The 25,127-nt window shown below is 57.1% G+C and carries 21 protein-coding genes and 1 riboswitch; of the genes, 7 read left to right on the forward strand and 14 right to left on the reverse strand.

Annotation, left to right across the window (positions count from 1 at the left end; translation table 11 throughout):
• The first annotated feature begins 59 nt into the window (after window positions 1-59).
• Window positions 60-1,265: a hypothetical protein gene (locus KO486_RS04935; protein WP_216036124.1), complete on the forward strand. Its 1,206-nt coding sequence runs from the start codon at window positions 60-62 to the stop codon at window positions 1,263-1,265.
• Between the two features lie 56 nt (window positions 1,266-1,321).
• Here the strand turns inward: KO486_RS04935 and dapA are convergent, their stop codons facing one another.
• Complete coding sequence (dapA, locus tag KO486_RS04940) at window positions 1,322-2,194, reverse strand: 4-hydroxy-tetrahydrodipicolinate synthase (protein WP_216036125.1); 873 nt, start codon at window positions 2,192-2,194, stop codon at window positions 1,322-1,324.
• A gap of 111 nt (window positions 2,195-2,305) precedes the next feature.
• Here dapA and KO486_RS04945 point away from each other — a divergent pair, with 111 nt between their 5' ends.
• Window positions 2,306-4,504, forward strand: a complete 2,199-nt coding sequence (locus tag KO486_RS04945; protein WP_252734561.1) for a transglycosylase SLT domain-containing protein — start codon at window positions 2,306-2,308, stop codon at window positions 4,502-4,504.
• Here the strand turns inward: KO486_RS04945 and KO486_RS04950 are convergent.
• Together KO486_RS04950 and mnmD are read right to left on the reverse strand one after the other, a co-directional pair.
• The gene (locus KO486_RS04950; protein WP_216036126.1) at window positions 4,501-5,367 is read right to left on the reverse strand and encodes a DMT family transporter; all 867 of its coding nucleotides are present in this window, start codon (window positions 5,365-5,367) and stop codon (window positions 4,501-4,503) included. The genes KO486_RS04945 and KO486_RS04950 overlap by 4 nt on opposite strands.
• Window positions 5,364-6,020 carry a tRNA (5-methylaminomethyl-2-thiouridine)(34)-methyltransferase MnmD gene (gene mnmD / locus KO486_RS04955; RefSeq protein ID WP_216036127.1) on the reverse strand — a complete coding sequence of 219 codons (657 nt, stop codon included), beginning with the start codon at window positions 6,018-6,020 and terminating at the stop codon, window positions 5,364-5,366. The genes KO486_RS04950 and mnmD overlap by 4 nt, the downstream gene beginning before the upstream one ends.
• A 49-nt stretch (window positions 6,021-6,069) precedes the next feature.
• Here mnmD and KO486_RS04960 point away from each other — a divergent pair, with 49 nt between their 5' ends.
• On the forward strand, window positions 6,070-7,110 hold the full coding sequence (locus KO486_RS04960; protein WP_216036128.1) for an FAD-dependent oxidoreductase: 1,041 nt from the start codon (window positions 6,070-6,072) through the stop codon (window positions 7,108-7,110).
• Here KO486_RS04960 and KO486_RS04965 read toward each other — a convergent pair.
• Window positions 7,107-7,901: an acyl dehydratase gene (locus KO486_RS04965; protein ID WP_216036234.1), complete on the reverse strand. Its 795-nt coding sequence runs from the start codon at window positions 7,899-7,901 to the stop codon at window positions 7,107-7,109. The genes KO486_RS04960 and KO486_RS04965 overlap by 4 nt on opposite strands.
• Before the next feature lie 36 nt (window positions 7,902-7,937).
• Here KO486_RS04965 and KO486_RS04970 point away from each other — a divergent pair, with 36 nt between their 5' ends.
• Together KO486_RS04970 and KO486_RS04975 are read left to right on the forward strand one after the other, a co-directional pair.
• On the forward strand, window positions 7,938-8,333 hold the full coding sequence (locus KO486_RS04970) for a VOC family protein (RefSeq protein WP_216036129.1): 396 nt from the start codon (window positions 7,938-7,940) through the stop codon (window positions 8,331-8,333).
• 108 nt (window positions 8,334-8,441) lie between these two features.
• Window positions 8,442-10,079 (forward strand): thiamine pyrophosphate-binding protein, encoded by a 1,638-nt coding sequence (locus KO486_RS04975; protein ID WP_216036130.1) that lies wholly within the window; start codon window positions 8,442-8,444, stop codon window positions 10,077-10,079.
• Here the strand turns inward: KO486_RS04975 and KO486_RS04980 are convergent.
• From KO486_RS04980 to cobN, 7 genes are all read right to left on the reverse strand, one after another.
• Complete coding sequence (locus KO486_RS04980) at window positions 10,076-11,398, reverse strand: aminotransferase class III-fold pyridoxal phosphate-dependent enzyme (protein ID WP_216036131.1); 1,323 nt, start codon at window positions 11,396-11,398, stop codon at window positions 10,076-10,078. The two genes, KO486_RS04975 and KO486_RS04980, sit on opposite strands and share 4 nt — an antisense overlap.
• A 62-nt stretch (window positions 11,399-11,460) precedes the next feature.
• Window positions 11,461-11,805 carry a Lin0512 family protein gene (locus tag KO486_RS04985; protein ID WP_216036132.1) on the reverse strand — a complete coding sequence of 115 codons (345 nt, stop codon included), beginning with the start codon at window positions 11,803-11,805 and terminating at the stop codon, window positions 11,461-11,463.
• Window positions 11,802-12,140, reverse strand: a complete 339-nt coding sequence (locus tag KO486_RS04990; protein ID WP_216036133.1) for a Lin0512 family protein — start codon at window positions 12,138-12,140, stop codon at window positions 11,802-11,804. Before KO486_RS04990 ends, KO486_RS04985 begins: the two co-directional genes overlap by 4 nt.
• Complete coding sequence (gene bluB / locus KO486_RS04995) at window positions 12,140-12,763, reverse strand: 5,6-dimethylbenzimidazole synthase (protein WP_216036134.1); 624 nt, start codon at window positions 12,761-12,763, stop codon at window positions 12,140-12,142. The genes KO486_RS04990 and bluB overlap by 1 nt, the downstream gene beginning before the upstream one ends.
• Window positions 12,764-13,372, reverse strand: a complete 609-nt coding sequence (cobO, locus tag KO486_RS05000; RefSeq protein WP_216036135.1) for a cob(I)yrinic acid a,c-diamide adenosyltransferase — start codon at window positions 13,370-13,372, stop codon at window positions 12,764-12,766.
• Window positions 13,373-13,483: 111 nt separating this feature from the next.
• Window positions 13,484-14,695 carry a hypothetical protein gene (locus KO486_RS05005; protein WP_216036136.1) on the reverse strand — a complete coding sequence of 404 codons (1,212 nt, stop codon included), beginning with the start codon at window positions 14,693-14,695 and terminating at the stop codon, window positions 13,484-13,486.
• A gap of 345 nt (window positions 14,696-15,040) precedes the next feature.
• Window positions 15,041-18,718, reverse strand: coding sequence for a cobaltochelatase subunit CobN (gene cobN / locus KO486_RS05010; protein WP_216036137.1), 3,678 nt, complete (start codon window positions 18,716-18,718; stop codon window positions 15,041-15,043).
• 32 nt (window positions 18,719-18,750) lie between these two features.
• Here cobN and KO486_RS05015 point away from each other — a divergent pair, with 32 nt between their 5' ends.
• Complete coding sequence (locus KO486_RS05015) at window positions 18,751-18,912, forward strand: hypothetical protein (RefSeq protein WP_216036138.1); 162 nt, start codon at window positions 18,751-18,753, stop codon at window positions 18,910-18,912.
• A gap of 2 nt (window positions 18,913-18,914) precedes the next feature.
• Here the strand turns inward: KO486_RS05015 and KO486_RS05020 are convergent, their stop codons facing one another.
• The 3 genes from KO486_RS05020 to KO486_RS05030 form a co-directional block, all read right to left on the reverse strand.
• Entirely contained in the window at window positions 18,915-19,376 is a 462-nt protein-coding gene (locus tag KO486_RS05020) for a GNAT family N-acetyltransferase (protein ID WP_216036139.1), read from the reverse strand.
• Window positions 19,373-20,452: a cobalamin biosynthesis protein CobW gene (gene cobW, locus KO486_RS05025; protein ID WP_216036140.1), complete on the reverse strand. Its 1,080-nt coding sequence runs from the start codon at window positions 20,450-20,452 to the stop codon at window positions 19,373-19,375. The genes KO486_RS05020 and cobW overlap by 4 nt, the downstream gene beginning before the upstream one ends.
• A gap of 73 nt (window positions 20,453-20,525) precedes the next feature.
• Window positions 20,526-21,173, reverse strand: a complete 648-nt coding sequence (locus tag KO486_RS05030) for a HupE/UreJ family protein (RefSeq protein ID WP_216036141.1) — start codon at window positions 21,171-21,173, stop codon at window positions 20,526-20,528.
• Window positions 21,174-21,206: 33 nt separating this feature from the next.
• A riboswitch (cobalamin riboswitch) is annotated at window positions 21,207-21,429 on the reverse strand.
• Window positions 21,430-21,652: 223 nt separating this feature from the next.
• Between KO486_RS05030 and smc the strand changes: the two genes are divergently transcribed.
• Complete coding sequence (smc, locus tag KO486_RS05035) at window positions 21,653-25,108, forward strand: chromosome segregation protein SMC (RefSeq protein ID WP_216036142.1); 3,456 nt, start codon at window positions 21,653-21,655, stop codon at window positions 25,106-25,108.
• Window positions 25,109-25,127 lie beyond the last annotated feature (19 nt).

Consider the following 25,127-nt stretch of genomic DNA (forward strand, 5'->3'; position numbering starts at 1 on the left):
TCAAATTTATGAGATTAATGACGTGAACGATGTTCACAAATTGATTCTGGAGGTGCCCAATGGCCCATGTCATTCAAACGGACGCGCTTGTGCAAGAGGGAGTAATCTCTTCTGAACAGGGCGCAATTATTGCAAGCCGGTCACGGCAAGTGATGGTCTCTCTCGCCATTAATACCGTGCTGTGTTTTGGCATAATCGCTGCTGCGGCCGGCTTTATTGGTCTTTTGGGGGACGCTTTGGCGGTTGCTATCGTCGGGGGTGTTTTCTTAGCCGTCGGAACGATGATCCTCACGAAGACGACCGACGTCTACAGCATGTTTGGTAATGCGTCGGCACTTATCGGGGCGGGGATGTTGGTTGGCGGGGCGTCCATCAAAATACTAGAGGCGCTTGGTGAAGGGTCGGGCGGTATGTTCCTCGCCATTCTCGGGCTCGGCTTGGCTGTTTTCACAGCATTCATTCACCGAAAAGGTCGTGAGCATACCGGTTTTCTGACCGGCAGTATCTTATTGATGGTCGGCGCGATGCATCTCGGCGGGCTTTATTTGTGGGCGGCTGACGCTGAGCTGTCGGGTCTCGCGGCATCTGCAACGCACCTCTATGTAGCTGCGGCGATGATTGCCCTTGGTATCTTTATCGACGTGCGGCTGATTACGGCGCTGGCCATCGTGCCCTTCGCGCAGATGTTGGATACTGGAACCTTCTATTGGGGCGCGATGTACGCGTTCTACAGCCCTGAGACCACGCTCAGCATCCTGCAACTTGGCATCGCGATGGCAATTTGTGTTGTGCTAGCGAGTGTGCTGTCGGATCGTTACCGCCGCCATACACATATGTTCGGCATTATGGCGTTCATTGTGGCCAACATGTGTTTCCTTGTCGGTAGCCTTTGGGGCGACATCGTGGGCCAAAACATTTGGGGTCCGGGTTCTTCGAGCTGGCGCTATGATGGCACCCGCGAGGAATACAATTCAGCTATGGAACTGTTTGAGGCTTCGACGTGGGTTATTCATGAACACGTCTATTCCATCGTCTGGGCTGTCCTGTTGATCGCCGCTGCGTTCTGGTCAGCGTATACGAACCGTCGTGGTATCTTTAATGCCGCCATCACGTTTGGCGCGATCCACGCCTACACTCAGGCGTTTGAGACGTTCTACGATGAACCGCTCGCCTATGTGATCGGCGGCCTTGCCGCGATCCCTGTGGCTTGGGGCCTCTGGAGGTTGAACAACCAGTTTGAGGCACGCAACAAAATCGCGGCCTAAAACACAAACGGGCAGAGGAAACCCTCTGCCCGTTTCAATTCTAATGTAAAGATTGCTTAGTTCAGCAAACCAGCGTGCACCATTGCTGCACGCATTTTTTCTTTTGTGCTGTCTTCCAAACCTGTCAGCGGCGAGCGCACGTCTTCGGAACACATGCCCAATAGGGACATGCCGTATTTCGCGCCAACCAAGCCGGGCTCTGTGAAGATCGCTTTGTGCAGGGGCATCAAGCGGTCGTTGATTTCCAACGCCGCAGCATAGTCACCCTTCAACGTTGCTTCTTGCATTTGAGCGCAGAGAGCAGGGGCGACGTTTGCCGTAACAGAAATACAACCGACGCCGCCTTGGGCGTTAAATCCAATTGCTGTCGGGTCTTCGCCGGACACTTGGATGAAATCCTTGCCACAGCTTAGACGTTGGTTCGGAACGCGGGCCAAATCGCCAGTCGCATCTTTTACGCCAGCAATCATTTCATGTTTGGCAAGCTCACCCATGGTTTCAGGCGTCATATCCACGACCGAACGGCCAGGGATGTTGTAAATGATGATCGGCAGGCCGCAGTCGGCGGCGGCCGTGAAGTGCGCAATCAAACCACGCTGGGTTGGCTTGTTATAGTAAGGCGTAACCACCAAAGCCGCGGTCGCACCCGCTGCCTTTGCGGCTTTCACCAAACGCACCGTTTCGGCAGTGTTGTTGGACCCAGCGCCCGCGACAACTGGGAAGCGGCCGTTCACGGCCTCAACCACAGTTTCGACGACTTGGTCATGCTCAGAATGGCTCAGCGTGGGGCTTTCGCCTGTTGTGCCAACAGGAACCAACCCGTGTGACCCTTGATCCACATGCCATTCGACAAGTTTTTTCAACGTATCAAGATCCAGCTGGCCGTTCGCGAACGGCGTGACGAGAGCAGGGAGAGACCCTTTGATCATGATACGCATCCTTTTTTAGGGGACCTCCGCGACGATTCACGGGGTCAGTTAATTTGGAGGTCTGTAGTGGGGTTTTTCCCCTTTGCCAAGTTTGTGAGTTGCGCAAATTGGATGAAAGCCTACCTATGTGACACAAGAATGCCGCGTAAATCGTATATCGTGGTCGAAAGAAGGGGTGTTTTGTTGAAGATTTCGCGGATCATTTTGGGCCTTTCAGGCTGGCTGATTGCGTCGCCCCTTTGGGCGCAGAAATTGCCCGTTGATCCAGCATTCTCCGAAGCAGTAGGCCTTGTGGGGCAAGGCGACGAAGTCGCTGCCCTTGGTGCGCTTGCTGACGGCGATGGTGTCGATCAAGACCTTATTGCTTGGTTGATCCTGCGAGACACTGACACAGATATCGATTTTGCGATCTATGCCAATTTTCTGGAAAAGCGTGCCGATTGGCCGGGCGTGTCGCGCATTCGTGCTGCAGCCGAACGTGCGATTGATCTAGAAACCACAACAACCGAGGACGTTTTGGCCTTCTTTGACGGCCAAGACGTGGAAACGGGACAGGGCGCTGTTGCGTATGCCGATGCATTGATTGCCGATGGTCGCCAGACGGAGGCCGAGGCGATGTTGGTTGATGTCTGGCTTAGCCAAGCGTTGTCGACATCCGGTCACCGAGCCATCGTAAATGCCTACCCAAACGTCGTTGCGCCCCATCACATTGCCCGCGCGGATATGTTGCTCTGGCGGTGGCGAACGACGGATGCGACCAATCTGCTGCCGCTTCTGGACGAAGGTGAACAAGCCCTGTTTCGGGCCCGTATGGCCATCATCAATCGTGATGGAGATATGCAAAGCCGCGAAGCGTTGATCCCCAACCGTCTGAAAGACACAGCCGGCTTACACTATGACCGGTTTAACTTGTTCTCGGATCGCGGCGACTGGACATTGGCAATGGCTCTCTTGTTGGAACGGTCCACCAGCGCGGAAGCTTTAGGTGTGCCGTGGCGCTGGGGGTCATGGAGGCGCATGTTGGCGCGGTGGCAGATGCGTGAAGGTAATATCGAACGCGCCTATACGCTGGCGTCGAACCATTTCATTAAACCCGATGAGACAAACTACAGCGATCTTGAGTGGCTGTCGGGCTACCTCGCGTTGACCTACCAGAAAGACTACGGCCTCTCGTTGACGCATTTCCGGAACTTCGATGCGTCCGTGACCTCGCCAATCTCAAAGGGCCGCGCAGGTTATTGGCTTGGCCGCGCCTATGAAGGTTTGGGCGATGCCGAAGCAGCCATCGCAGCCTTTCAAGATGGGGCACAGCATCAGACGTCGTTCTACGGATTACTGGCGGCCGAAAGACTGGGCCTGACCATGGACCCCGACATTGCAGGCGGCGAAGATTTCGGCCCGTGGCAGGGTGCGCCAATGCTCGATAATGAGCTGGTGCGGGCGGGGCTGTCACTGCTTGACGCGGGCGAAAGGGGCTTGGCGGTTCTGTTCTTTGTCGACGCCGCGAAAACCATGTCGCGCCAAGAGATTGGTCAGCTTGGTCAATTGTTTATGGACGTCGGCGAACCCTTCTATGCTGTTCTGATTGCCAAGTCCGCCGTTCGCGAGGGGCTTTTGGTTCAGGATGTTTATTTCCCGATCCATCCGCTTGCGAACCTCGATTTGCCTGTCGAACCCGCACTTTCGCTCGCGATTGCGCGGCAGGAATCGGAGTTTCGTACAGATGCAGGAAGCAGCGTTGGGGCCTTGGGATTGATGCAGTTGATGCCTGCCACAGCACAAGAAGTCGCAGGCTGGATCGACGTGCCCTATTCTCGTGGTCGTCTGACATCGGATTGGGATTATAACGCAGCTTTGGGTTCGGAATACCTCGCCTTTCTTGAGCGGGAATTTGGCAATTCACCAGTGATGATTGCGGCGGGTTATAATGCGGGGCCAAGCCGTCCCAAAACGTGGATGACAGATCACGGTGATCCGCGCGTTGGGTTTGGCAACGATGATCCTGTTGATATTGTGGATTGGATTGAACACATCCCGTTCCGTGAAACCCGCAACTACGTCATGCGCGTAACCGAAGGCATTCCCGTCTATCGCGCGCGTTTGAGCGGTCAAATCGGGCCAGTGCAATTCGAGCGGCTCCTGATCGGCGAGCAACGCGTCATCCGTCCCGTATCCCGTCCTGTTCGCTCCGTTGAAGATGCCGAAGATGTAGAGGTTGACCTTCCGCCCGTACGTCGCGGCGGTGAGCTTAACCCTTCCGTACCAAGTGGTCCGCAACCTATCAGGCCAGTATCGCGTGCTGGGGACTAGGTCTTCCGTCGCGCACGCCACAGGGTAAACAAACCTGCGGAAACGACTATAATTGCGCCGATCACCACGTTCGGGGCCAAGGTTTCGCGAAATACAACCAACCCGATGACACTCACAAAAACCAGTTGGAAGTAAGCGAAGGGCTGCACAGTGCTGGCCTCTGCGATCTCATAGGTCTTGATTAAGAACCAGTGGCCTGTCGCCCCTGTCACGCAAAGAGCAGCCATCCATCCCCAATCTGCAGGCACCATCGGTTCCCAAAACCAAATGCCCAAAGGTGTCATTGCGACCGCGCCCACGACACCTGTCCAAAAGAAGGACGTTGCTGCGCTGTCTTTGCGTGCAGCATATCGCGTCAGCAGACCGTAAAGCGCAAACATGAGTGCCGCGATCAGCGGGATCGCGGCACTCAGGCTGAACACGTTTTTCCCCGGTTGAAGGATGATCAAGATACCGACGAAGCCAATCCCAATGGCCGACCATTGCCGCCAGCCGACCCTTTCACCCAGTACGGGGCCGGATAGGGCCGCAATCAGCAATGGGTAACACGCGAAAACCGCATGAGAGTCGATTAACCCCAAGACGACGAACCCCAAGACCAAGACGCAAATCTCAGCGACCAGCAGCAGCCCTCGCGTAATTTGAAGAAACGGTTGCGATGTCGATGCGGCTTCGCGAAGTGAACCCGCTTGCCGCCGCGCAATCGCGATGACGAATGCGGCGAAGAACCAGTAGCGGATCGTGACAATCATCATCACGTTGTATTCACCTGCCAAGTGGCGGCTAAACCCATCTTGCACGGCCATGACAAAGGTCGCGGCAATCATGAACAGGATGCCTTGGCGGGTGTTTTGGTGGCTCACCTTAGGATGCCTCGCGACATGTGCCGCTTGCGTCCAAATCCTTTGGTGCGTTCAATATCAAACCCTGCGTCGACAAGGGCGCGGCGTACAAAACCGGCGGCCGTGTAGGTGGCGCACGTACCGCCTTGTGCGGTGTGCTTGCCAATTTGTGCCATTAGGTCATCGCCCCAAAGCTCGGGGTTTTTCGCGGGCGAAAATCCGTCGAGATACCACGCATCGGCTTTACCATCCCAGTGCGGCAGGGTTTCTCTAGCGTCGCCAACGATGATCCGCAATTCAAAATCGGGGCCAGAAAAACTGGGAAACGTGCCGCATTCGAATGCGTCGATGGGCAGGCCTTCAAATGCCTGCAGGGCCCGCATCATATCGGCCATCAACATGGGAAACGCCTCAAAACTAGTGAAGTGCAGTTTTCCCGTCACACCAGCCGCCCGCCATGCCGCGAGCGTCACCAAAAAGTTCAGCCCTGTGCCAAACCCCAATTCGCCCACATGGAATCCGTCTTCAAATCGCGCGGGGAGGTCATTCCCGTCTAAGAAAACATGCCGCGTTTCCGCAAGGCCGTCATCCAGCGAGAAATAGGGGTCATCGAATTGAACCGATACGGGCGTCGTGCCGTCGCGCCATTCCAAATCTGCTTGCTGGTCTGTCATGTCATGGTGCCTTATCTGATCAACAGGAACATGAAAGCAGCGGGCGGCAATGGCAACGGTAGATGTAACAGTACGCGGAGCAGGGGCATTTGGCCTGAGCGTCGCATGGGCCTGCGTGAAGCGCGGCGCGCGGGTGCGGATCATCGACCCGAACGGCGTTGGATCGGGGTCCTCTGGCGGCATTGTCGGTGCATTGGCCCCCCACGTGCCGGAGCAATGGAACCCCAAGAAAGCGTTTCAATTAGAAAGCCTGCTGTTGGCCGAAGAGTGGTGGCGCGAGGTCGATAACGCGTCGGGGCTATCAAGCGGTTATGGCCGCACAGGACGTTTGCAGCCCCTGGTGGTTGGGGCAAACGATCTCGCCCAATCTCGCGCGATCGGTGCCGATAATCTTTGGCAAGGACGCGCAATCTGGGAAGTCATCGACGCGCCCCAGTCTGAATTTGCACCGATCAGCCCGACTGGCCTGTACATTCGCGACACCCTCAGCGGTCGAATTCATCCAGCTCAGGCCTGTGCGTCCCTCGCCAAAGCCCTTGACGCACGCGGGTGTGAAATAGCCGAAGACAGCAGTTTTCTGGATGAGGGCGCTGTCGTTTGGGCGACAGGGTATCGGGGGCTGGAGGCCCTTACGGCAGATCATACCCGCTTGGTCGGAGCGGGTATTAAAGGGCAAGCGGTTTTGCTCGATTACGATGCCCGAACTGAACCGCAGCTTTTCGTAGATGGGCTGCACATCATTCCACATGCGGACGGCACAACTGCAATTGGGTCAACGACCGAACGAGAATTCGATGATCCCGAAAGCACCGACGCTCAATGTGATGCACTGGTGGCGAAGGCGCGGGAATATGTCCCTGCTCTTTCAGAAATGACCGAAATTCGTCGCTGGGCTGGCGTGCGCCCTCGTGCAAGAACCCGCGCACCCATGTTGGGCAATCATCCCTTCCGTGACGGGGAATTCATAGCCAACGGGGGCTTCAAGATCGGGTTTGGTATGGCCCCATTGGCGGCTGAAAAGCTCGCCCAGTTTATCCTGACGGGAGAGAACACAATCCCTGAAGATTTCAATCCCGCGCTCAGCCTTTAGCGCATCACCGCTTCCATACATTGTTCGCCTTGCGGGCCGCGGACCCATGCGGCCCCATTCGACCAACACAGCGTTGCTGCACTTGGTAACGTTAGCGGTGCAGTCGCGCGGTAGCTTATTTCGGTCAACGGCTTTCCGAGCATCCGTTCCCCCATCAGCATCAAATGTTGGGCGAGTAACGGGCCGTGAACCACGAGGCCGCCGTAACCCTCAACATCCGTGGCGTAGGGTTCATCGTAGTGGATGCGGTGCCCGTTCATCGTCAGGGCTGAATATCGAAACAGCAAAGTGCTGTCGAAATGCACCGTGTCTTGGTGGGTCTCATCTGTTCGGGCGATTGGCCTTTCGGGCGTGTCACCACCATCTTCGCGATAGACCAGGTCCTGCCACTCGCTGAGGACAACTGCGCCGCGTTGGCGGATGTCGTGGCGCAGCCGCACGAAAGCCAGCGGTCCTGAGCGGCCGTTCTTGCGGGTCACGCCTTCGATCATTGACGTCTTTTCGGCGCGGATTCCAGCCTTCAAGGGTGTGTGAAACAAGAGACGCCCTGCGGCCCACATGCGCCGTGGCAGCCCCATGTCCGGTACGAACCCTCCCAAGGCTGGATGACCGTCACGACCAAGGTTCTGTGGCGGCTGTGGGTCCCAAAAATAAATGTGATGAAAGAAAGGGGGCAATGCGCTGGCTGCGGTGATTGTTGGCTCAAACCCCAATGCGACTTGCAGTGCGCAGGCACGCGCGGGATCCATTACATCTGTCAAAATTTGCGTAGAGGCCGATTTCTCTGTCATAGCTGCCATGCTGACCAAAACCAAAGGAGCCTGCAAGTGCCTCGTCTTTTGTCTATAGACCACCTCGTTTTGACGGTCGCGTCGATCGAGCAATCGGTGAAGTTCTACGAGGATGTGCTGTGTATGGCAGCGGAGCAGTTCCGAGTGGCTGACGGCACCGTCAGAACCGCGCTAAAATTTGGAAATCAAAAAATCAATTTGCATCAGGCAGGCGCTGAATTTGATCCAAAGGCCGCGAATCCGCGACGAGGTTCGGCAGATATTTGTTTCCTAACGGACACGCCATTGGTGGATTGGATCGCGCATCTTGTGCAGCAAGACGTGAGCATCGAAGAAGGACCAATCGTTCGAACAGGTGCTGTTGGTCCAATCGAATCCATCTACATTCGAGATTTGGACGGGAACTTGATTGAGATTTCTAATCCAACTTAGGAAACATCACGTGGTGCCGTTTTAGGGTTTCGAGATCACATGAAGATTGATCCTTTGCATAACCCGCCTTGTATCGCATGCTGACCCAAATAACGGGAGCATCTCATCATGCAGCGCCACGGCGGTCAGATCCTTGTTGATCAACTTACCCAGCTCGGCGTGCGCCGTGTTTTCTCGGTTCCGGGCGAGAGTTTTTTGGCGGTGTTGGACGGGCTTTATGATGCAGGCATCGACAATATCGTTTGTCGCCAAGAAGGCGGCGTCGCGATGATGGCCGAAGCCTACGGCAAGATTACAGGCCAGCCGGGGGTTGCATTTGTGACGCGTGGACCCGGGGCGACCAATGCATCGGCCGGTGTTCATATCGCTATGCAGGATAGCACGCCAATGGTTCTTTTTGTCGGTCAGATCCGCACACAAGATCGAGACCGTGAAGCGTTCCAGGAGGTCGACTACAAAGCGATGTTCGGCAGCATCGCCAAGTGGGTTGCCGAGGTGAACCAGACTGACCGTTTGCCAGAATACATCGCCCGCGCGTTCAATGTTGCGACGGCTGGGCGGCCCGGTCCTGTCGTGCTCGCGCTCCCCGAAGATATGTTGTCAGCGATGGCTGATGTACCCGATATCAAAGGGCCTATTGTGGAACTCGCGCCAACACTTGCAACCGTCGCTGAAGACACGTTGCTATGGCTCAGCGGATTTGAACGACCACTCGTTGTCGTGGGCGGCCCTCATTGGTCCCCCGAAGCCGCAAATGATCTTGCGACCTTTGCGAGCGTGCAAAACCTTCCGGTTGCGCTGGGCTTTCGGCGGCAAGATTACATCGACAATCGCCACCCGAATTATGCGGGTGATTTGAATGTTGGAGTAAACCCAAGACTTGCGCAGCGTGTTAAGGATGCGGATGCGCTCCTCGTTATTGGGTCGCGATTGGGGGATATTGAAACGCAGGGCTACACGCTGGTCGACCCTGCAGAACCACATCTTGCGATTTGTCATGTCCACGCGGACCCGAACGAGCAAGGGCATGTTTACCGCCCTGATGTCGCGGTGACGGCTGACGGTGTGTCGTTCACCCGTGCGCTAGCTGACTTGCCAGCTGCCGATCGGGATTGGTCGGATTGGACCAAGGCGTCTCGCGCTGACTATGACGCTTGGAAAACGCCCCAAGACACACCGGGGGATTTGAAGCTAGAGCAGGTCATTACATGGTTGTCTGAAAACCTGCCGCAAGATGCGATCCTAACCAATGGAGCAGGCAATTACGCGGGTTGGTTGCACCGCTATTTCGTTTTCAAACAGTACGGAACGCAGCTTGCTCCGACGTCGGGGTCGATGGGCTACGGTTTCCCCGCGGCCATTTCCGCAAGCCTAGAATACCCTGAACGGCAAGTTGTTTGCCTAGCAGGGGACGGGTGTTTCCAGATGACCTGCAATGAGCTTTCGACCGCCGCCCAGCACGGTGCAACGCCCATTGTGATCGTCGTCAACAATGGCCGCTACGGTACGATCCGGATGCACCAAGAAAAGCACTATCCGGGGCGTGTTTCTGGGACTGGACTGGCCAATCCGGACTTTGCTGCCCTCGCGGGGGCTTACGGTGGTCATGGCGAAACTGTTACGACCACTGCAGATTTCGCGCCCGCCTTTAAGCGGGCACAGAAAAGCGGGACTTTTGCGGTATTGGAGTTGCAAGTAAGCGAGGAGGCGCTTTCAACAAGCGCGACCCTCGCCAAACACCCTTAGCGGGCCAACTGCGCCCGTAACTTCTCGCCGATCTCATCAATGTCAGCCTGCGTAATCGTAAGCGGCGGTGACAAGCACAGCGCGTCCCCAACGGGCCGGACAATCAAACCGGCTTCCCATAGCCCGTTATAGGCCGCACGTCCTGCATCACCTACGGCGCCATCCTGATGTAGCTGAACCGCACCGATGATGCCGCAATTGCGGACGTCCTGCACAACTGGAAGATCGGACAAAGCGTGCAACATATCTTCCCACGGTTTCGCCATTCGTGCGGCATTGCCGAAGATGTCTTCGTCGCGGTAGGCATCCAACGTTGCAACGCACGCAGCCGAGGCGAGGGGGTGCCCCGAGTAGGTATACCCATGGAACAGATCGGGCATCATTGCAGGGCCGTTACGGAACGCATCACGTACTGCCGCAGTCGCCAAGACCCCGCCCATCGGGACGGTCGCGTTGGTCATCCCTTTGGCGCAGGTCACCAGATCAGGCTGCACACCGAAGGCCTCAAAAGCGAACGGAGTGCCCATGCGCCCGAAACCAGTGATGACTTCATCAAAGATCAGCAAGATACCGTGTGCGTCACAAATTTCGCGCAGGCGTTCGAGGTAGCCAACAGGCGGCGGAAAGACCCCGCCTGCGCCGCTGACAGGTTCCACAATCACCGCCGCAATGGTCTGCCCGCCGTGCAGGTCGCACAAGCGCTGAAGATCATTGGCAAGATCGGCCCCGTGTTCTGGCTGCCCGCGACTGTTGTGGTTTTCCTCCAACCACGTGTGCCGCATGTGAGCGGTTGATGGATAAAGCGTGCCGAACTGACCCTTGTTCAGGCCTAGTCCGCCAACGGACAACCCGCCAAAGTTGATGCCGTGATAGGCTTTCTCTCGGCCGACCAAAATCCGGCGATCCCCGTCACCGCGGGCGGTGTGGTAGGCGAGCGCGATCTTGAGCGCGGTATCCACCGCCTCGGACCCCGAATTGGTAAAGAACACATGGTCAAACCCAGGCGCCAGCGCCGTGACACGGGCTGCGGCTTCAAAAGCCAGCGGATGCCCTTGGTTGAAGTTATGGACAAAATCCAGACGCGCCGCCTGATCTTGAATGGCTTTGGTGATTTTTGGATGGTTGTGGCCCGCGTTGCAGCACCATAAGCCGCCTGTTCCATCAAACAGCTCATGCCCGTCAATGCTGGTGTATCGCACGCCCTCGGCCTTGGAGATTAGGCGCGGATTGTCTTTGAACATTTCGGTCGCCGTGAATGGCATCCAGAAACTATCTAGGTCGTTTGGAACTGTCGGGTTTTCGCGTGCAGTATCTGGCATTTTGGGCTCCTTTTTGGAAACCCTGTCACGCCTTTTGCCTACTGCCAAGCCTTGTGATTGACCTAACCCTGTTTTGGCAAAAACGCTTCTACCGAAGCGCTCGCGATGACTATAATATTGCCGTTGTCAGGGTTGGTCACATTCAACCCACCTTTGACCGCAGTTACAGTTGCACGACCCCTCGGCAGAGCGCCGACGAGCGAAGCACAATCCACCGCATCGGGGTCTTGCACACCGATAGTCACCTGCACGCGCATGGCGTCGTGACTAAGGCCCGTAGCCTCGAACAAGGGTATGGAGGAGTGACGCAAAGCATCCTCAATCGCGCGCCCTGCCGCCTTGGTGTAATCTTGGCCATAAAGGTCGTTACCCATGCCCATCTCAATAATGAATCTCTGATCGGTCATGATGGTAAATCCAGTGCAACAGATAGAGCTACGTTGGCGATCACCGTGGGCTTGCCATCTGGACGGGGCACATCTAACCCGCCTTCGACAACCGAGAATGAGAGCTGCCCATATGGAAATATATCCCGCAACGCTTCGGTATCCACTGCGTCAGGATGTTGGACACCAATCTCGACAGTGATTTTCATCGCTTCTTTGGGCTGGCCATAAAGCTCTGCTAAATTTATCGAGTTGTGCCACAAGGCATCCTGCAGCGCGCGCCGTGCGGCCTGCGTGTAATCTTGGCGGCGCAAAGACGTGCCCATGCCAAATTCCGTCAGCAACCGAGTCGCCATTATGTAATCTCCCAGTACGTCGTAGTATTTTCCTGCCAGCCTGCGCGGTGCAGCAATGGTGTGTCGGATGTGTCTGCGGGATGCCCGAGGCACAGATACCCTGTCAGTGACCAACTGTCGGGAACGTCAAACACGGCTTTCACACCCTTCGGGTCAAGGATCGAGACCCATCCCACACCGATATTTTCGGCCCGAGCAGCCAGCCACAGCGTCTGGATCGCCGTGACTGTGGAGTAGGCCAGCATCTCAGGCATGGTCTGGCGCCCTAATCCGGCGCCCTCAGCCGGAGCGGTCTCTGTCCAGATCGCCAAATGCACAGGCGCTTCTTGCAGACCGGCAAGTTTCAAGGCGCGGTAGGCCTCGGCCTTTTCGTCACTATAAAGTTCGGCTGCTTTGTCGTTGGCTGCTTTGAAATTCTCAACGATGGCCTGACGCTTGGCGCGGTCTTCGACCTGCAAAACCCGCCACGGTCGCGCATTGCCGACTGCAGGGGCGCAGTCCATTGCGGTGCGCAGCCGTTCCAAAACCTCTGGGGCGACGGGGTCGGGCTTGAAGTGCCGCACGTCGCGCCGCCAGACCAGCAAGTCTGCCAAAGCGTCGCGATGATGCGGCCCCATTTGCATTTAGTATTCCACGCCAATCTGCGCTTTCACGCCAGAGCGGAACGGGTGCTTCACCAGCTCCATCTCGGTCACCAGGTCGGCAATCTCGATCAGGTCAGCATGGGCGTTGCGGCCCGTCAGAACGACATGGGTCATCTCGGGTTTTTCTTTGACCAAAAACTCCACGACATCGGCAATCGGCACATAGTCGTAGCGGATCGCGATGTTGATCTCGTCCAGCAGAACCATCGAATTGCTTTCGTCGCGGATCAGCTCTTTGGCCTTTTCCCAAGCGGCCATAGCCATCTCGGTGTCGCGGGTCTTGTCTTGGGTTTCCCATGTGAACCCTTCGCCCATGGTGTGGAATGAACATTCGTCCGAGAACTTGCCGAGGATCAGATCGCGCTCGCCTGTGCTCATGCCGCCTTTGATGAACTGTACAACCGCACATTTCATGCCATGGGCAATATGGCGAAAGATCATCCCGAACGCCGCCGAAGATTTGCCCTTCCCCTTGCCGGTATGGACGATGATCAGACCCTTCTTGTCGGTCTTTGTCGCCATGATCTTATCACGTGCGGCTTTCTTCTTAGCCATTTTCATCGCGTGGCGGTCAGCATCTTCACTCATTTGGCGCTCTCCTCTTTGCAGCGCACAGATTGCGCTAGCCTGCCGTTCCCCGCAAGCAAAAAGGGCCGCCCGAAGGCAGCCCTTTTCGTGTCCTGCTGAACGGGTGGAGGGTTATTCAGCAGGAACTGGCGTCGCTCCGGATGGTTTACGGAAGTGACGCCGATTGAGGTGCAGCACGAGCAGGACCATGGCGACCTGGAAGCCGATGGCCACTGCTGTGAGGCCCCAATACACGATGGCGAATTTCGCGATGATCCCGGCGGCAACAAGGCCTTTGTTGATCCAGAAGTGCATCATCACGGACAACGCGACACCAGGGCAGACCAGCGCATACGCACCAGCGGAATTGCCATCACCGCGCAAATAGGCGTCAGCGTATTTCTGGCGGCGCAAAACGAGCATCCCAAGGGCGGCAAACGCTGCTTGAACAGCCAGAATTGTCGTGGTCAGCAGCAAAGTCGCAGCCATGTCGGAGTGACCTTCGAATGTAGTGTGCAGACCGTGGTCCTGACGCATTGTCATAATGCCAAGGATCGTCAGGATTGGCACAACAACCATCAAAGTCGGCGCGCTTTCTTTGGCGGTCCCGTGGTGCAGCATAGAGTTGAACGCCACGATGGCGGCAACAAGTGCATATAGGCCAGAAATGGTCCCAACAAAGATAGACAAGACAAGAGAGATACCGACAGTCGTTGGAACGGTGCTCATGGCGGCAGGAGCGGACAAGCCAACGGCAACCATCGCCAACGCGAATGCTGGCAAGAGTTGTGCGAAGGAGTTGTTCGCCGTTACATCAAATACGCCACCCTCAGACAGAACACGCCCAAGGAAAATGCCGATACGACGGAATGCGATTACGCCGATGATCGCAAAGGTGACCAGTGCGGCAGGGAAAAGAAATTCAACAATACCCCAAAGACCGGGTACGTAGACAAGGCCGACAATAAACAAGCCGTTTACGGTCATCGCCAACGCCAACGGCATGGCCAGCAACTGGGTTTCACCATTGGAGCTCACCAACTTGGCGTAAGCATCTGTCTTTGAGAATTTCCCGAGTTCAGAGAAGTTCCAAAATAGCATCTTGAGGTTAAGGAACACCATCGCTGCGATGCCGACCACGGCGACAGCGATACCTGTTTTCATGGCCATGCCGCCGCCATTGAAAGCAGACGCAATGTCCTCAAACACAGGAACAGGCGCGTTTGGGTGAGGCACCCAGAACATCAGGTACATAAAGAAAGTGACGGCAAGGCCGCCAGCCCCAAGGGAGGCGAGGAAATACAGCGGAGAATAGGTGTCCGCTGGGCGAGTGTGCGGTGTCATGACTGATTCCTTTCGAGACATCTTATTGTCAGGATCTATCGAGTCAGGTGGGGTAGTTGCCTTGACATATATCAAAACTTGAATGTGTTTTCGATGAAACGTGGATTACCAAAGGGCAGCCCCTCGTAAAAGGTAGGCGCGATAGCTCACGTAACTCTCAACAGCCTAAAGTTGAGCACCAAACTTCAGTTTTTTCCCCTGAATTTACATAAGAATATCAACGATGATGATTTCGAAGGGGATGGTAGATGCGTGTGTTTTCAATAGTGCTTTTTGTATCGTACCTCGGTGTTGCTGCATTGGCAGCCGGGATTTAGGTTTCACCACCCCTTCACCACCAAGCCGCTATTCCAGCAATCCTGTGATCCGCGCCCGAGCGGAATTACTGCGGGGCGTCCACAGCCCGCGATCGATCGCTTCCTGAAGCCTCAGGGCGATCTCGCTTAGGGCAGGCGCGTTGTGCTGCGCGATGAATTCGCGCGTTTCGTCATCGGCTAAGAATGCTTCTTCTACGAGGTCGAAATGGTGGTTCTGAACGGCACCGGTCGTTGCTGCAAACGCAAACAGATAGTCCACCGTCGCCGCAATCTCGAAAGCGCCTTTGTAGCCGTGGCGTTTGACGCCATCGATCCACTTTGGATTGACGACTCGGGATCGAACAACACGGCCTATCTCATCATCCAAAGTGCGAATGACAGGCCGCTCGGGGCGCGAATGGTCGTTGTGATAGATCGGACGGTCTTGGCCTTGCAACGTGGCCACGGCCGCTGCGGCCCCACCCTCAAACTGGTAATAATCGTCACTGTCGAGCACGTCATGTTCGCGGTTGTCTTGGTTTTGCACGATGGCTTCGACCTGCCCCAGACGCGCCTCGAAACCGTCGCGGTCTTTCGCGCCTTCGGTGCCAGCACCGTAGGCATATCCACCCCACTCAAGATAGGCATCCGCGAGGTCTTTGCGGTCCGTCCAGAGCCGTTCATCAATCATCGCCTGAAGACCCGCGCCATAAGCCCCGGGTTTCGAGCCATAGACTCGCGCCTGTGTTTCGCCCGCCCGTGAACGAGCTGCTGCTGGGTTCTGATCAGCGCTCTCATCCAAATCCTGAACAGCCTTGGCGGCGCTATCAAACAAAGCGATCAACTGTGGGAACGCATCGCGGAAAAAGCCGCTAATTCGCAGGGTCACATCAACGCGGGGCCGACCCAGTACTCCCTCGGGCAGAACTTCAAACCCTGTGACGCGGCGGTTGGCGGCATCCCACTTCGGCTTCACGCCCATAAGCGCCATTGCTTGTGCGATGTCATCGCCACCAGTTCGCATGTTTGCCGTACCCCAAGCCGTCACCAACATCGCGCGGGGCCAATCGCCGTGGTCCTGCAAATGTTTCTCGATCAGCAGGTTCGCGGACTTCCAACCCAGCGTCCAAGCGGTCGGCGTTGGAACAGCACGGGCATCGACAGAATAGAAATTCCCGCCTGTCGGTAAAACGTCCAATCGCCCACGTGTCGGCGCGCCGGATGGCGCAGGGGCGACGAAGTGTCCTTTTAGGGCCCTGAGGAGCTCCACCCCTTCGTTCGGTCCGCATGCACGCACGACTGGTAAAATCTTGTCCTGAATTTCCGACAACACAGCTTGGGATTTGTCGCCAGGCGCCTGAGCGGTTCCATCTAGCAGAGCTTGCGAGAACAGCTCCAACCGCTCGACAGTATCTCCCAGCGAGCGCCAACCATCGACTGACAGCGTAACCAAAACTTCGGGTTTCTCGGCTGCAACCGCGGCCATGTCACAATCCAGCGGATCAAACGACAGACCTAAATCAGCGGCCAGCGCGCGCAGCAAAGACCCGTCGCGGCCAGTCCCGTCGCCGCGCGGCACACGGGCCAGAGCAATCGCCAAGTCGCGTTCCAAGGTCCCATCGGGTGACACACCAAACACATGCAACCCGTCGCGAATTTGTGCTTCCTTCAGCTCGCAGAGATAGGCGTCCAGTTTGGCAAGGTCACCGTCTTCATCCCCCTGAAATCCCGCGTCTTTCGCGAGGCCGGTGACATCGGATAGGGACAGAATTTCCTTACGCAAAAGCTCGATCCGGCGCGGATCTACGCCTGCGGCTTCGTAGTACTCGTCCACCAATGCTTCTAGGTCGCGCAACGGGCCGTAGCTTTCGGCGCGGGTCAGTGGCGGTGTCAAATGGTCGATGATAACCGCAGCCGCGCGCCGCTTGGCTTGCGTGCCTTCGCCGGGGTCATTGACGATAAATGGATAGATATGCGGGGTTGGGCCGAGCACGACCTCTGGCCAGCAGGTCTCGCTTAGTGCTGTTGCTTTGCCGGGCAACCATTCAAGATTGCCGTGCTTGCCCATGTGAACAATCGCGTCCGCCCCCCAGTGATGGCGCAGCCAAAAATAGAACGCGAGGTAGTTGTGCGGCGGCACAAGGTCCGGCGAATGATAGGTATCGGTCGGGTCGATGTTATAGCCACGCGCAGGCTGCAACCCGACCACAGCATTGCCGAACCGGTGAACAGACAAAGCAAACCCGTCGTCGCGCAGAAACGGATCATCCTCGGGCGCACCCCACCGATCTGTCATGTCTTGTTTGACCGACCACGGCAGGTCATCGAAATACGCACGATAGATTTCAAGCGGCAAAACCTCACCACCGTCGCGATCCGCGCGATCAGTTAACCAGTTCGTCGGACCCGCCATCATGGCGTCCATCAAGGCTTTCGCATCTTCTGGCGGGGTGACGTCGTATCCCTCACCCGCAAGAAGCCCCAGTGTATGAACTGTCGCCGCAGGGGTATCCAAGCCAACGCCATTGGCAAGGCGTCCGTCCTTGTTTGGATAGTTCGCCAGAACCAAGGCAACCTTTTTATCCTGAGCAGAGGTATTCCGCAGGTTCGCCCATTTGACGGCCAGATCAGTGACCCACTGCACACGATCACCGACGGCACGGTAGGTCGCGATTGGACATTCGGTGGCCTCGTCAAAGTAAGCCTCACCCTTAAAGCTTATCGCACGCGACAGCACGCGCCCATCAACCTCGGGGAGCGCCACATTCATCGCGATATCGCGCGCACTCAGACCAGTGAGCCCATCTGCCCAAGCCTGTTCGGAGGATGCCGCCAACACGACCTGAAACACCACCGCCTTGTTCGCAAAGGGCGCGGCCAATGGGTTTAACGACGCGGTGTCCCCCGCATGAGGCGAGCCAACGGCAAAGCTTGTGCAATTCAAAATAACGCTCGGCGGGGCGTCCAGAAACAACCCTTCGAGCGTCGCTTGTGAAAGTGGATCTTTCAAGGAGGCCACAAAGACGGGTAGAGGGTTCAATCCTGCGCGCAACAGCGACTTCACCAATCGGTTGATCGGGTTCAGGCCCGCGCCTTGCACCAACGCGCGATAGAACACGATTGGCACGACAGGTGCGTCTTTGGTCCATGCCGCCTGCGCGGTCGCCAGATCGCTGATCCCAGCGCCAGGCCAATAAACACCAGCCTTCAATAGGGGCCGCGCTGGCTCGGGCGTTTGGCCCCCGTCGAGCATGGCCTTGGCGTAGCTCAGGAAATTCGTTGAGTTTTCTGGACCGCCTTCTACGAGGTAAGACCACAGTGCATCGTAGTCTTCATCCGAGACCGTGGACAGGCTACGCAACTCGGCGTCGGGTTTGTCATCACCGGGGAGTAGGGCCAAGGGAACGCCCGCTTCGTGCAAACGTGCTGCATACTGCTCGACCCCGTATTTCCAATATCCGACGCCACCAAGACAACGGGCGATAACCAGCCGTGACTTGGTCGCGCATTGATCCAGATGCAAATCAACCGAGAGCGGATGTATCAGATGCATCATGCTCGCCAAGCGCAGGCTTGGTGCATCTGTCAATTCACCTCGTGCGGCAGACAAAGCGGCCAGTTCGGTGTCCGCAGCAGAAATGACGACCACATCAGCAGGCGATTGCCCCAGATCGACAGGTTCCTTCCCGTCATCAATTGCCCCAGGAGTTGCCGCCAACAGATGCATCAGTTACACGCCTTCAAAACAGGAGACTTCCCATGGACTATAAAGCTGCAGGCGCTCCTAAGCCCGCCAAGGGCCAACCCCGCCATTCTGAGCACAACGCCTATGGCACCAAGAAGACACCGTTCGGACAGCGTCCGTCCAAGGCCGAATTGTTGGAGCGGATGAAAGAAAACGCCGAGAAGAACAAAAAGTAGGGTCACGCGGCACCCTCGAGCGATTTTTCCATGAAGACGCTATAGGGGCTGTCTTCGTAGGAGCCAAAGGGCCCGCATTTTTCAAAGCCAAACCGGCCATAAAGCCGGTGCGCAGCGTCTAGCCCTGTCCCGGTTTCCAAGCGCAAGATTGTTAAACCTTCTTCGCGTGCTGTGTCTTCGACCATCCGCAGAACTGCTGCGGCGACCCCTTTGCCGCGCCCTGCTTCGTCTGTGAACATGGATTTCACTTCGCCGTAGCCATCCTGCAGAGCCAAGGCCCCTATGCCCAAAATGGCATCACCTTCGCGCGCGACAAAGAACCTGATGTTCTCGGCGCACAGCGCATCAAGGTCGAGGTAATGACACGCATCCGCGGGAAACATGGCATTCATCAAGGTATGGCTTTGGGCCAGCAGGGCAGCTGGGGCTGTGTCTTTGGGATGACCTGCCTGGACGACGATCATGCCTTAAGCGCGGCCTCGATCTCGGCCATGTTCAGGCCAGCCTGACCGATCACAACGAGCCGCGTCAGACGCGGTGCCATGCCAAATGGGCGGTCAAAATAGGTGTCCACGCGTGGCCCTACGGCCTGCAACGTCAGGCGCATCGGCTTGCCTTGGATCGCGGCAAAGCCTTTAAGGCGCAAAATATCATGGGCGCGGATCACATCGGCGACCTTTTCAGCAAAAGCAGTTGCGTCCTCGATCTCTCCGAGTTCAACGACGAAGCTTTCGAACTCATCGTGGCCATGGCTGTGTTCATGACTGTGATCATGGTCGTCATCATGGTGATGATCGTCGTCGTGATCGTGGTGATGATGGTGGACCTCGTGGCGGGCATCCAAATCAGCCTCGGCGCCAACGCCTTGACCAAGCAGGACATTCACGGGCAGGGCCCCCATCGTGGCTGTGACGACCTGAACGCCTTTGCGGGCTTCGGATTTTAGCACGGCTCGTAGATGATCTGCTTCGCCATCGGCAAGCAAGTCCGCTTTGTTCACTACAATCATATCCGCACAGGCGATCTGATCTTCGAACAGCTCTGCAAGCGGTGTTTCGTGATCCAAGTTTTCGTCTTGCTTACGTTGGGCATCAACAGCGGCCACGTTATGCGCAAACTGACCCGCACTGACAGCTTTGCCGTCAACCACAGTGACAACGCCATCGACCGTCACCTTTGTCGAAATGCCCGGCCAGTTGAACGCCCGAACCAAGGGCTGAGGCAATGCCAACCCGCTCGTCTCGATTACAATGTGGTCTGGCGGATTGTCCCGCCCCAGAAGTTGCTCCATCGTCGGGATGAAATCATCGGCGACCGTGCAACAAATGCAGCCGTTGGACAGCTCAACAACATCCTCTTCGGTGCAGGTTTCGATGCCGCAGCCTTTCAGAATGTCGCCATCCACGCCAAGATCACCGAATTCATTGATGATCAAAGCAATACGTTTACCGTTGGCGTTTTCGAGCATGTGACGGATCAGCGTTGTCTTACCTGCTCCCAAAAAGCCGGTGACAACGGTTGCGGGAATTTTGGGAGCCATGGGGTATCCTCAGGGTTTTGCATGCGAAATGGCGGCCCCTGAAGGACCGCCAAAAATTCGTAGAATTAAGGTCTTAGGCTGCGGACAAAAGCGCAACGATTGGGCCTTCGATGACTTCCAAGCCAAGGAACAGGCCGACACCGGCGATTGCAGCACCAACAAGACGCGCATTAACAGACGCCGGAGAAACCGAACCTGCTTTGCTTGCAGCCCAACCGGCGAACAATGCGATTGCGTACTGGATCGCACCAAGGCCGACCAGGTAACCAACAAGAACTGCACCGCCAACGCCGCCTTCTTGGCCAGCAATAGAGCCGCCAAATGCGGAACCGTGGAACAAACCGAAGACTGCGAACAAGGCAACGATCGCTGTAGGCGATACGCCGCGACCAGACGCGAGCAAGCCACCGGCAACCACGAGAGATGCGACAATAACCAGCTCGGCGGCAGGCATTGCAACGCCTGCATACATCAGGCCGCAACCGACCAGCATCGCGCCAATGTAGGCAGCTGGTGCCAAGAAACGGTTCGCTGTGAACAATGCCAAGATGCCAACAGCAACGACAAAGAAGAGGTGGTCAAAGCCCAGAACTGGGTGACCCACGCCGGACATCAGCCCGTGTGCAAGTGTTTCCATGGGCAGGCCGCCCAACGGGTGGTGCGCCAAAGCCGGAGAGGCAGTTGCAGTAAGTGCCAATGCGGCGAAGATATTCTTTTTCATGTCTCAATCCCTTTGCGGTCGTCATCCCCGACGACGGGTTACATTTTGCATGGCAGGTCTCCTGGCTCGCGGGTCAATGTGAACCTCGTCCCCTTCCCGAGTTGCCTCAGTGGTATGGACGAACACTCACCGCTTACAGTCGCGGGGGCGGCTGTGGTTTTGCTCCTCCTAATTGGATCGGTGCGCACCACATTCCCATTTGATTCCGCGCTTCGGCTTAGCCTTGGCGCAATGAACCATGCACAACCGTTGTGCGCTGGCACAGATGATCGGTCAAGGCTGATTCCGGCACGAAGGGGCCGATTGCGACGCTATGCACCAGTTTCGTGGCCGTGATTTAGGCCCATACCGCGCTGTCATGGGCAATATCTTGTGGATAAATCCGCCAATTCACCCACATCCAGTGTGGGTTCGTTGACTCGCACGACGTAGGGCATTCAAACTGCACGCCAGACAAAGAATCAAAAAGAGCAGCCCAAATGCGGTTTTCCCGCCTTCGCCTGAACGGCTTTAAAAGTTTCGTAGACCCGACCGACCTGATTATTCAGGACGGCCTGACTGGTGTCGTTGGGCCAAATGGGTGCGGCAAGTCCAATCTGCTCGAAGCGCTGCGTTGGGTTATGGGCGAAAACCGTCCGAAGGCCATGCGCGGCGGCGGCATGGAAGATGTGATCTTTGCTGGTGCGTCGACACGTCCGGCACGTAACTTTGCTGAAGTCTCTTTGCATATTGATAATGGGGAACGCTTGGCGCCAGCCGCGTTCAACGACAGCGACAACTTGGAAATTGTGCGCCGCATTACCCGCGATGTCGGGTCCGCTTATAAGGTCGGCACCAAAGACGTGCGCGCGCGCGATGTTCAGATGCTGTTTGCTGATGCCTCGACAGGGGCGCATTCACCGGCGCTGGTCCGGCAGGGCCAAATCGCCGAACTCATCAACTCTAAACCCAAAGCGCGTCGCCGCATTTTGGAAGAAGCCGCGGGCATCTCCGGCCTCTATCAACGTCGCCATGAGGCAGAGCTAAAGCTCAAAGGCTCTGAACAGAACCTTGCCCGTGTCGACGACGTGATCGAACAGCTTGCGAGTCAGCTTGGCCAGCTTGCGCGCCAAGCCCGCCAAGCTGCGCGTTACCGTTCTATCGGTGAAGAACTGCGCCAATCCGAAGGCCTGCTTTTGTACCGTCGTTGGAAGGAAGCCGACGAAGCCCGCGCGGCTGCCGCCGACCAATTGCGCCAACGCACCACCGATGCGGCAAGCGCTGAAACCGCCGCGCGCCAATCGGCCAAAGTGCGACAAGGCGCTGAGGACGCGCTACCCGCGCTTCGTGAGGAAGAGGCAATCGCCGCCGCCGTGCTGCAGCGCCTCCACGTGCAACGCGATACCTTGGCCGATCAAGAAACCCGCGCAAAACAGACCATCGAAACGCTGACGGGCCGGATCGAACAGCTGGCCAAAGACATGGCCCGCGAGGCCGAGTTGAACAAAGATGCTGGCGAAACAATAGACCGCCTTGAGTGGGAAGCTGGCGAAATCGCCAAAGCCGGCGAAGGCCATGACGCGTTGCTGGAAGAGGCTCGCGTTGCCTCGACCGACGGTGCACAGATTCTGGCGGATCGCGAAGCCGACCTCGCCCAACTAACCGAAGACGTCGCGCGCCTTGCCGCGCGCCACCAATCCGCGCAGCGTTTGATCGACGACTACCGCAAGACCTTAGAAAAGAACGAAGCAGAAGCCGCGCGTGCGATTGCGGCGAAAGCGGATGCAACAGCTGCCCTTGCAAAAGCGGCCACAGATTTTGAAATGGCCCAAGCCGCCGAACGGCAAGCCCGCGCGACGGCGGACAAAGCCGAAACCGTTTTGGCTGAGGCTGAAGCGGCGCGTGCTGATACCCAGTCCCGCGAGGCCGATGCACGTGCGCATCGCTCCGAGGCTGAAGGCGAAGCTAACGCATTGCGTGCAGAAACAGCCGCGCTTGCGAAATTGGTGGATCGCGACAGTTCCGAAGGTTCCCAGATCCTTGACCAACTGCGGGTGCAGGGCGGCTATGAAAAGGCACTTGGTGCCGCGCTATCGGATGATTTGAAAGCCCCCGCCGTCACGCCGGATATGGGCTCTGGTTGGGTCCCCCTGCCGGACTATCCTCAGCCGCAATCGCTGCCGTCCGGCGTCAAGGCGTTGACCAACTACGTTTCTGTGCCCGAAGTGTTGATCCGTCGGATGGGGCAGGTGGGTCTTGTTGATGCCGCCGACGGTCCGCGCTTGCAAAAGGACCTAGCGCCCGGGCAACGACTTGTCAGCATCGAGGGCGATCTTTGGCGTTGGGACGGGTTCCGCGCCGCTGCCGAAGACGCACCGTCTGCTGCTGCGTTGCGCCTGCAGCAACTCAACCGCCTCGAGGGGCTCAAGAAAGACCTCAACGATGCGACCGCCAAGGCGGATGGGATGCGCCAAGCCCATGAAATGCTAACAACGCGACTGGCCGAGTTGGCCCAAGCAGACAAAGCCGCCCGCGAAGCCCGGCGCGCCGCCGATGGCGCTGTCGCCGACGCAAATCGCGCATTGTCCCGTGCAGAAGCCGATCGCAATTTGGCGGACGGCAAGCTGGAATCCAGCGGCCTCGCGGTGACGCGACACGAAGAAGAAGCCATGAGCGCCCGTAAAGCTCTGACCGAGGCAGAAGGTAGCCTGCGGTCCCTTGGGAACTTAGATGAAGCTCGCCACCAAGTCGAAGACATCAAGATGACCGTCGAAGCGGCCCGTATGACGATGATGTCAAAACGGTCGAGCTATGACGAAGTGCGCCGCACCGGCGAAGTCCGAACAAAACGCGCGCAAGAAATTACCAAAGAAGTCAGCGGCTGGAAGCATCGCTTGGAGACCGCGAACAAACGATCCGCTGAATTGCAGGAGCGCAAGGACGAAACCGAAGCCGAATTGAAAGACGCGACGTCGGCCCCTGCCGAGATCGCGGCAAAGCGTGAAGAGTTGGCTGACGCCATTGATGAGGCCGAGACACGCCGCAAAGGGTCCGCCGATAAGCTTGCTGAAGCAGAAAGCGCCCTGCGTGATGCAACGATGGCCGAACGCGACGCTGAACGCCTCGCGTCCGAGGCCCGTGAGGCCCGCGCCCGTTCAGAAGCCCGCGCAGATGCGGCTAAGGAAACTGTGGACTACGCCGCGGAACGCATTCAGGAAGCGCAAGAAACCACACCAGAAGACCTTCTGGAGCAGTTGGCCGTCAATCCAGAGGACATGCCGGCGTCCGAGACAATAGAAAACGACGTCAATCGGCTCAAGCGTCAACGCGACGCGCTGGGCGCAGTGAATCTACGCGCCGAAGAAGACGCCAAAGAAGTTCAGGACGAACACGACCTGCTGGTGAAAGAAAAGACCGATCTTGAGGAGGCGATCCGCGCCTTGCGTACCGGTATTGCGTCACTCAACAAAGAAGGCCGCGAACGTCTTTTGACGGCATTCGAACAGGTCAATGAAAGCTTTGGGACGTTGTTCAGCCACCTCTTTGGTGGTGGTGAGGCGAAACTGGTCTTGGTGGAATCTGATGACCCACTCGAAGCTGGCCTAGAGATCATGTGCCAACCTCCGGGCAAGAAACTCAGCACGCTATCGCTGCTGTCGGGCGGCGAACAGACACTGACGGCCATGGCGCTGATCTTTGCTGTCTTCCTTGCCAATCCCGCGCCGATTTGTGTGTTGGACGAGGTCGACGCGCCACTGGATGATGCCAACGTGACGCGTTTCTGTGATCTGCTTGATGAAATGACACGCCGCACCAATACGCGGTTCCTGATCATCACCCACCACGCGGTGACAATGTCGCGCATGGATCGCTTGTTTGGTGTGACGATGGGCGAACAAGGCGTTAGCCAATTGGTAAGCGTCGATCTAAAAGCCGCTACAACGCTGGTCGCCTAGCCTAGGCACTCTTCAATTG

The sequence above is a fragment of the Octadecabacter sp. B2R22 genome (genome assembly GCF_018861045.1).
Classification (GTDB): domain Bacteria; phylum Pseudomonadota; class Alphaproteobacteria; order Rhodobacterales; family Rhodobacteraceae; genus Octadecabacter.

What these genes read in the sequence shown, in the direction of transcription:
- KO486_RS05020 (WP_216036139.1), bottom strand. Translation starts at nt 19,376, where the DNA reads ATGATCGTCGTCCAGGCAGGTCATCCCAAAGACACAGCCCCAGCTGCC.
- cobW (WP_216036140.1), bottom strand. Translation starts at nt 20,452, where the DNA reads ATGGCTCCCAAAATTCCCGCAACCGTTGTCACCGGCTTTTTGGGAGCA.
- KO486_RS04980 (WP_216036131.1), bottom strand. Translation starts at nt 11,398, where the DNA reads ATGCCAGATACTGCACGCGAAAACCCGACAGTTCCAAACGACCTAGAT.
- cobO (WP_216036135.1), bottom strand. Translation starts at nt 13,372, where the DNA reads ATGAGTGAAGATGCTGACCGCCACGCGATGAAAATGGCTAAGAAGAAA.
- KO486_RS04975 (WP_216036130.1), top strand. Translation starts at nt 8,442, where the DNA reads ATGCAGCGCCACGGCGGTCAGATCCTTGTTGATCAACTTACCCAGCTC.
- bluB (WP_216036134.1), bottom strand. Translation starts at nt 12,763, where the DNA reads ATGCAAATGGGGCCGCATCATCGCGACGCTTTGGCAGACTTGCTGGTC.
- mnmD (WP_216036127.1), bottom strand. Translation starts at nt 6,020, where the DNA reads ATGACAGACCAGCAAGCAGATTTGGAATGGCGCGACGGCACGACGCCC.
- KO486_RS04935 (WP_216036124.1), top strand. Translation starts at nt 60, where the DNA reads ATGGCCCATGTCATTCAAACGGACGCGCTTGTGCAAGAGGGAGTAATC.
- cobN (WP_216036137.1), bottom strand. Translation starts at nt 18,718, where the DNA reads ATGCATCTGTTGGCGGCAACTCCTGGGGCAATTGATGACGGGAAGGAA.
- smc (WP_216036142.1), top strand. Translation starts at nt 21,653, where the DNA reads ATGCGGTTTTCCCGCCTTCGCCTGAACGGCTTTAAAAGTTTCGTAGAC.
- dapA (WP_216036125.1), bottom strand. Translation starts at nt 2,194, where the DNA reads ATGATCAAAGGGTCTCTCCCTGCTCTCGTCACGCCGTTCGCGAACGGC.
- KO486_RS04990 (WP_216036133.1), bottom strand. Translation starts at nt 12,140, where the DNA reads ATGGCGACTCGGTTGCTGACGGAATTTGGCATGGGCACGTCTTTGCGC.
- KO486_RS05015 (WP_216036138.1), top strand. Translation starts at nt 18,751, where the DNA reads ATGGACTATAAAGCTGCAGGCGCTCCTAAGCCCGCCAAGGGCCAACCC.
- KO486_RS04965 (WP_216036234.1), bottom strand. Translation starts at nt 7,901, where the DNA reads ATGACAGAGAAATCGGCCTCTACGCAAATTTTGACAGATGTAATGGAT.
- KO486_RS05030 (WP_216036141.1), bottom strand. Translation starts at nt 21,173, where the DNA reads ATGAAAAAGAATATCTTCGCCGCATTGGCACTTACTGCAACTGCCTCT.
- KO486_RS04985 (WP_216036132.1), bottom strand. Translation starts at nt 11,805, where the DNA reads ATGACCGATCAGAGATTCATTATTGAGATGGGCATGGGTAACGACCTT.
- KO486_RS04945 (WP_252734561.1), top strand. Translation starts at nt 2,306, where the DNA reads ATGAAAGCCTACCTATGTGACACAAGAATGCCGCGTAAATCGTATATC.
- KO486_RS05005 (WP_216036136.1), bottom strand. Translation starts at nt 14,695, where the DNA reads ATGACACCGCACACTCGCCCAGCGGACACCTATTCTCCGCTGTATTTC.
- KO486_RS04960 (WP_216036128.1), top strand. Translation starts at nt 6,070, where the DNA reads ATGGCAACGGTAGATGTAACAGTACGCGGAGCAGGGGCATTTGGCCTG.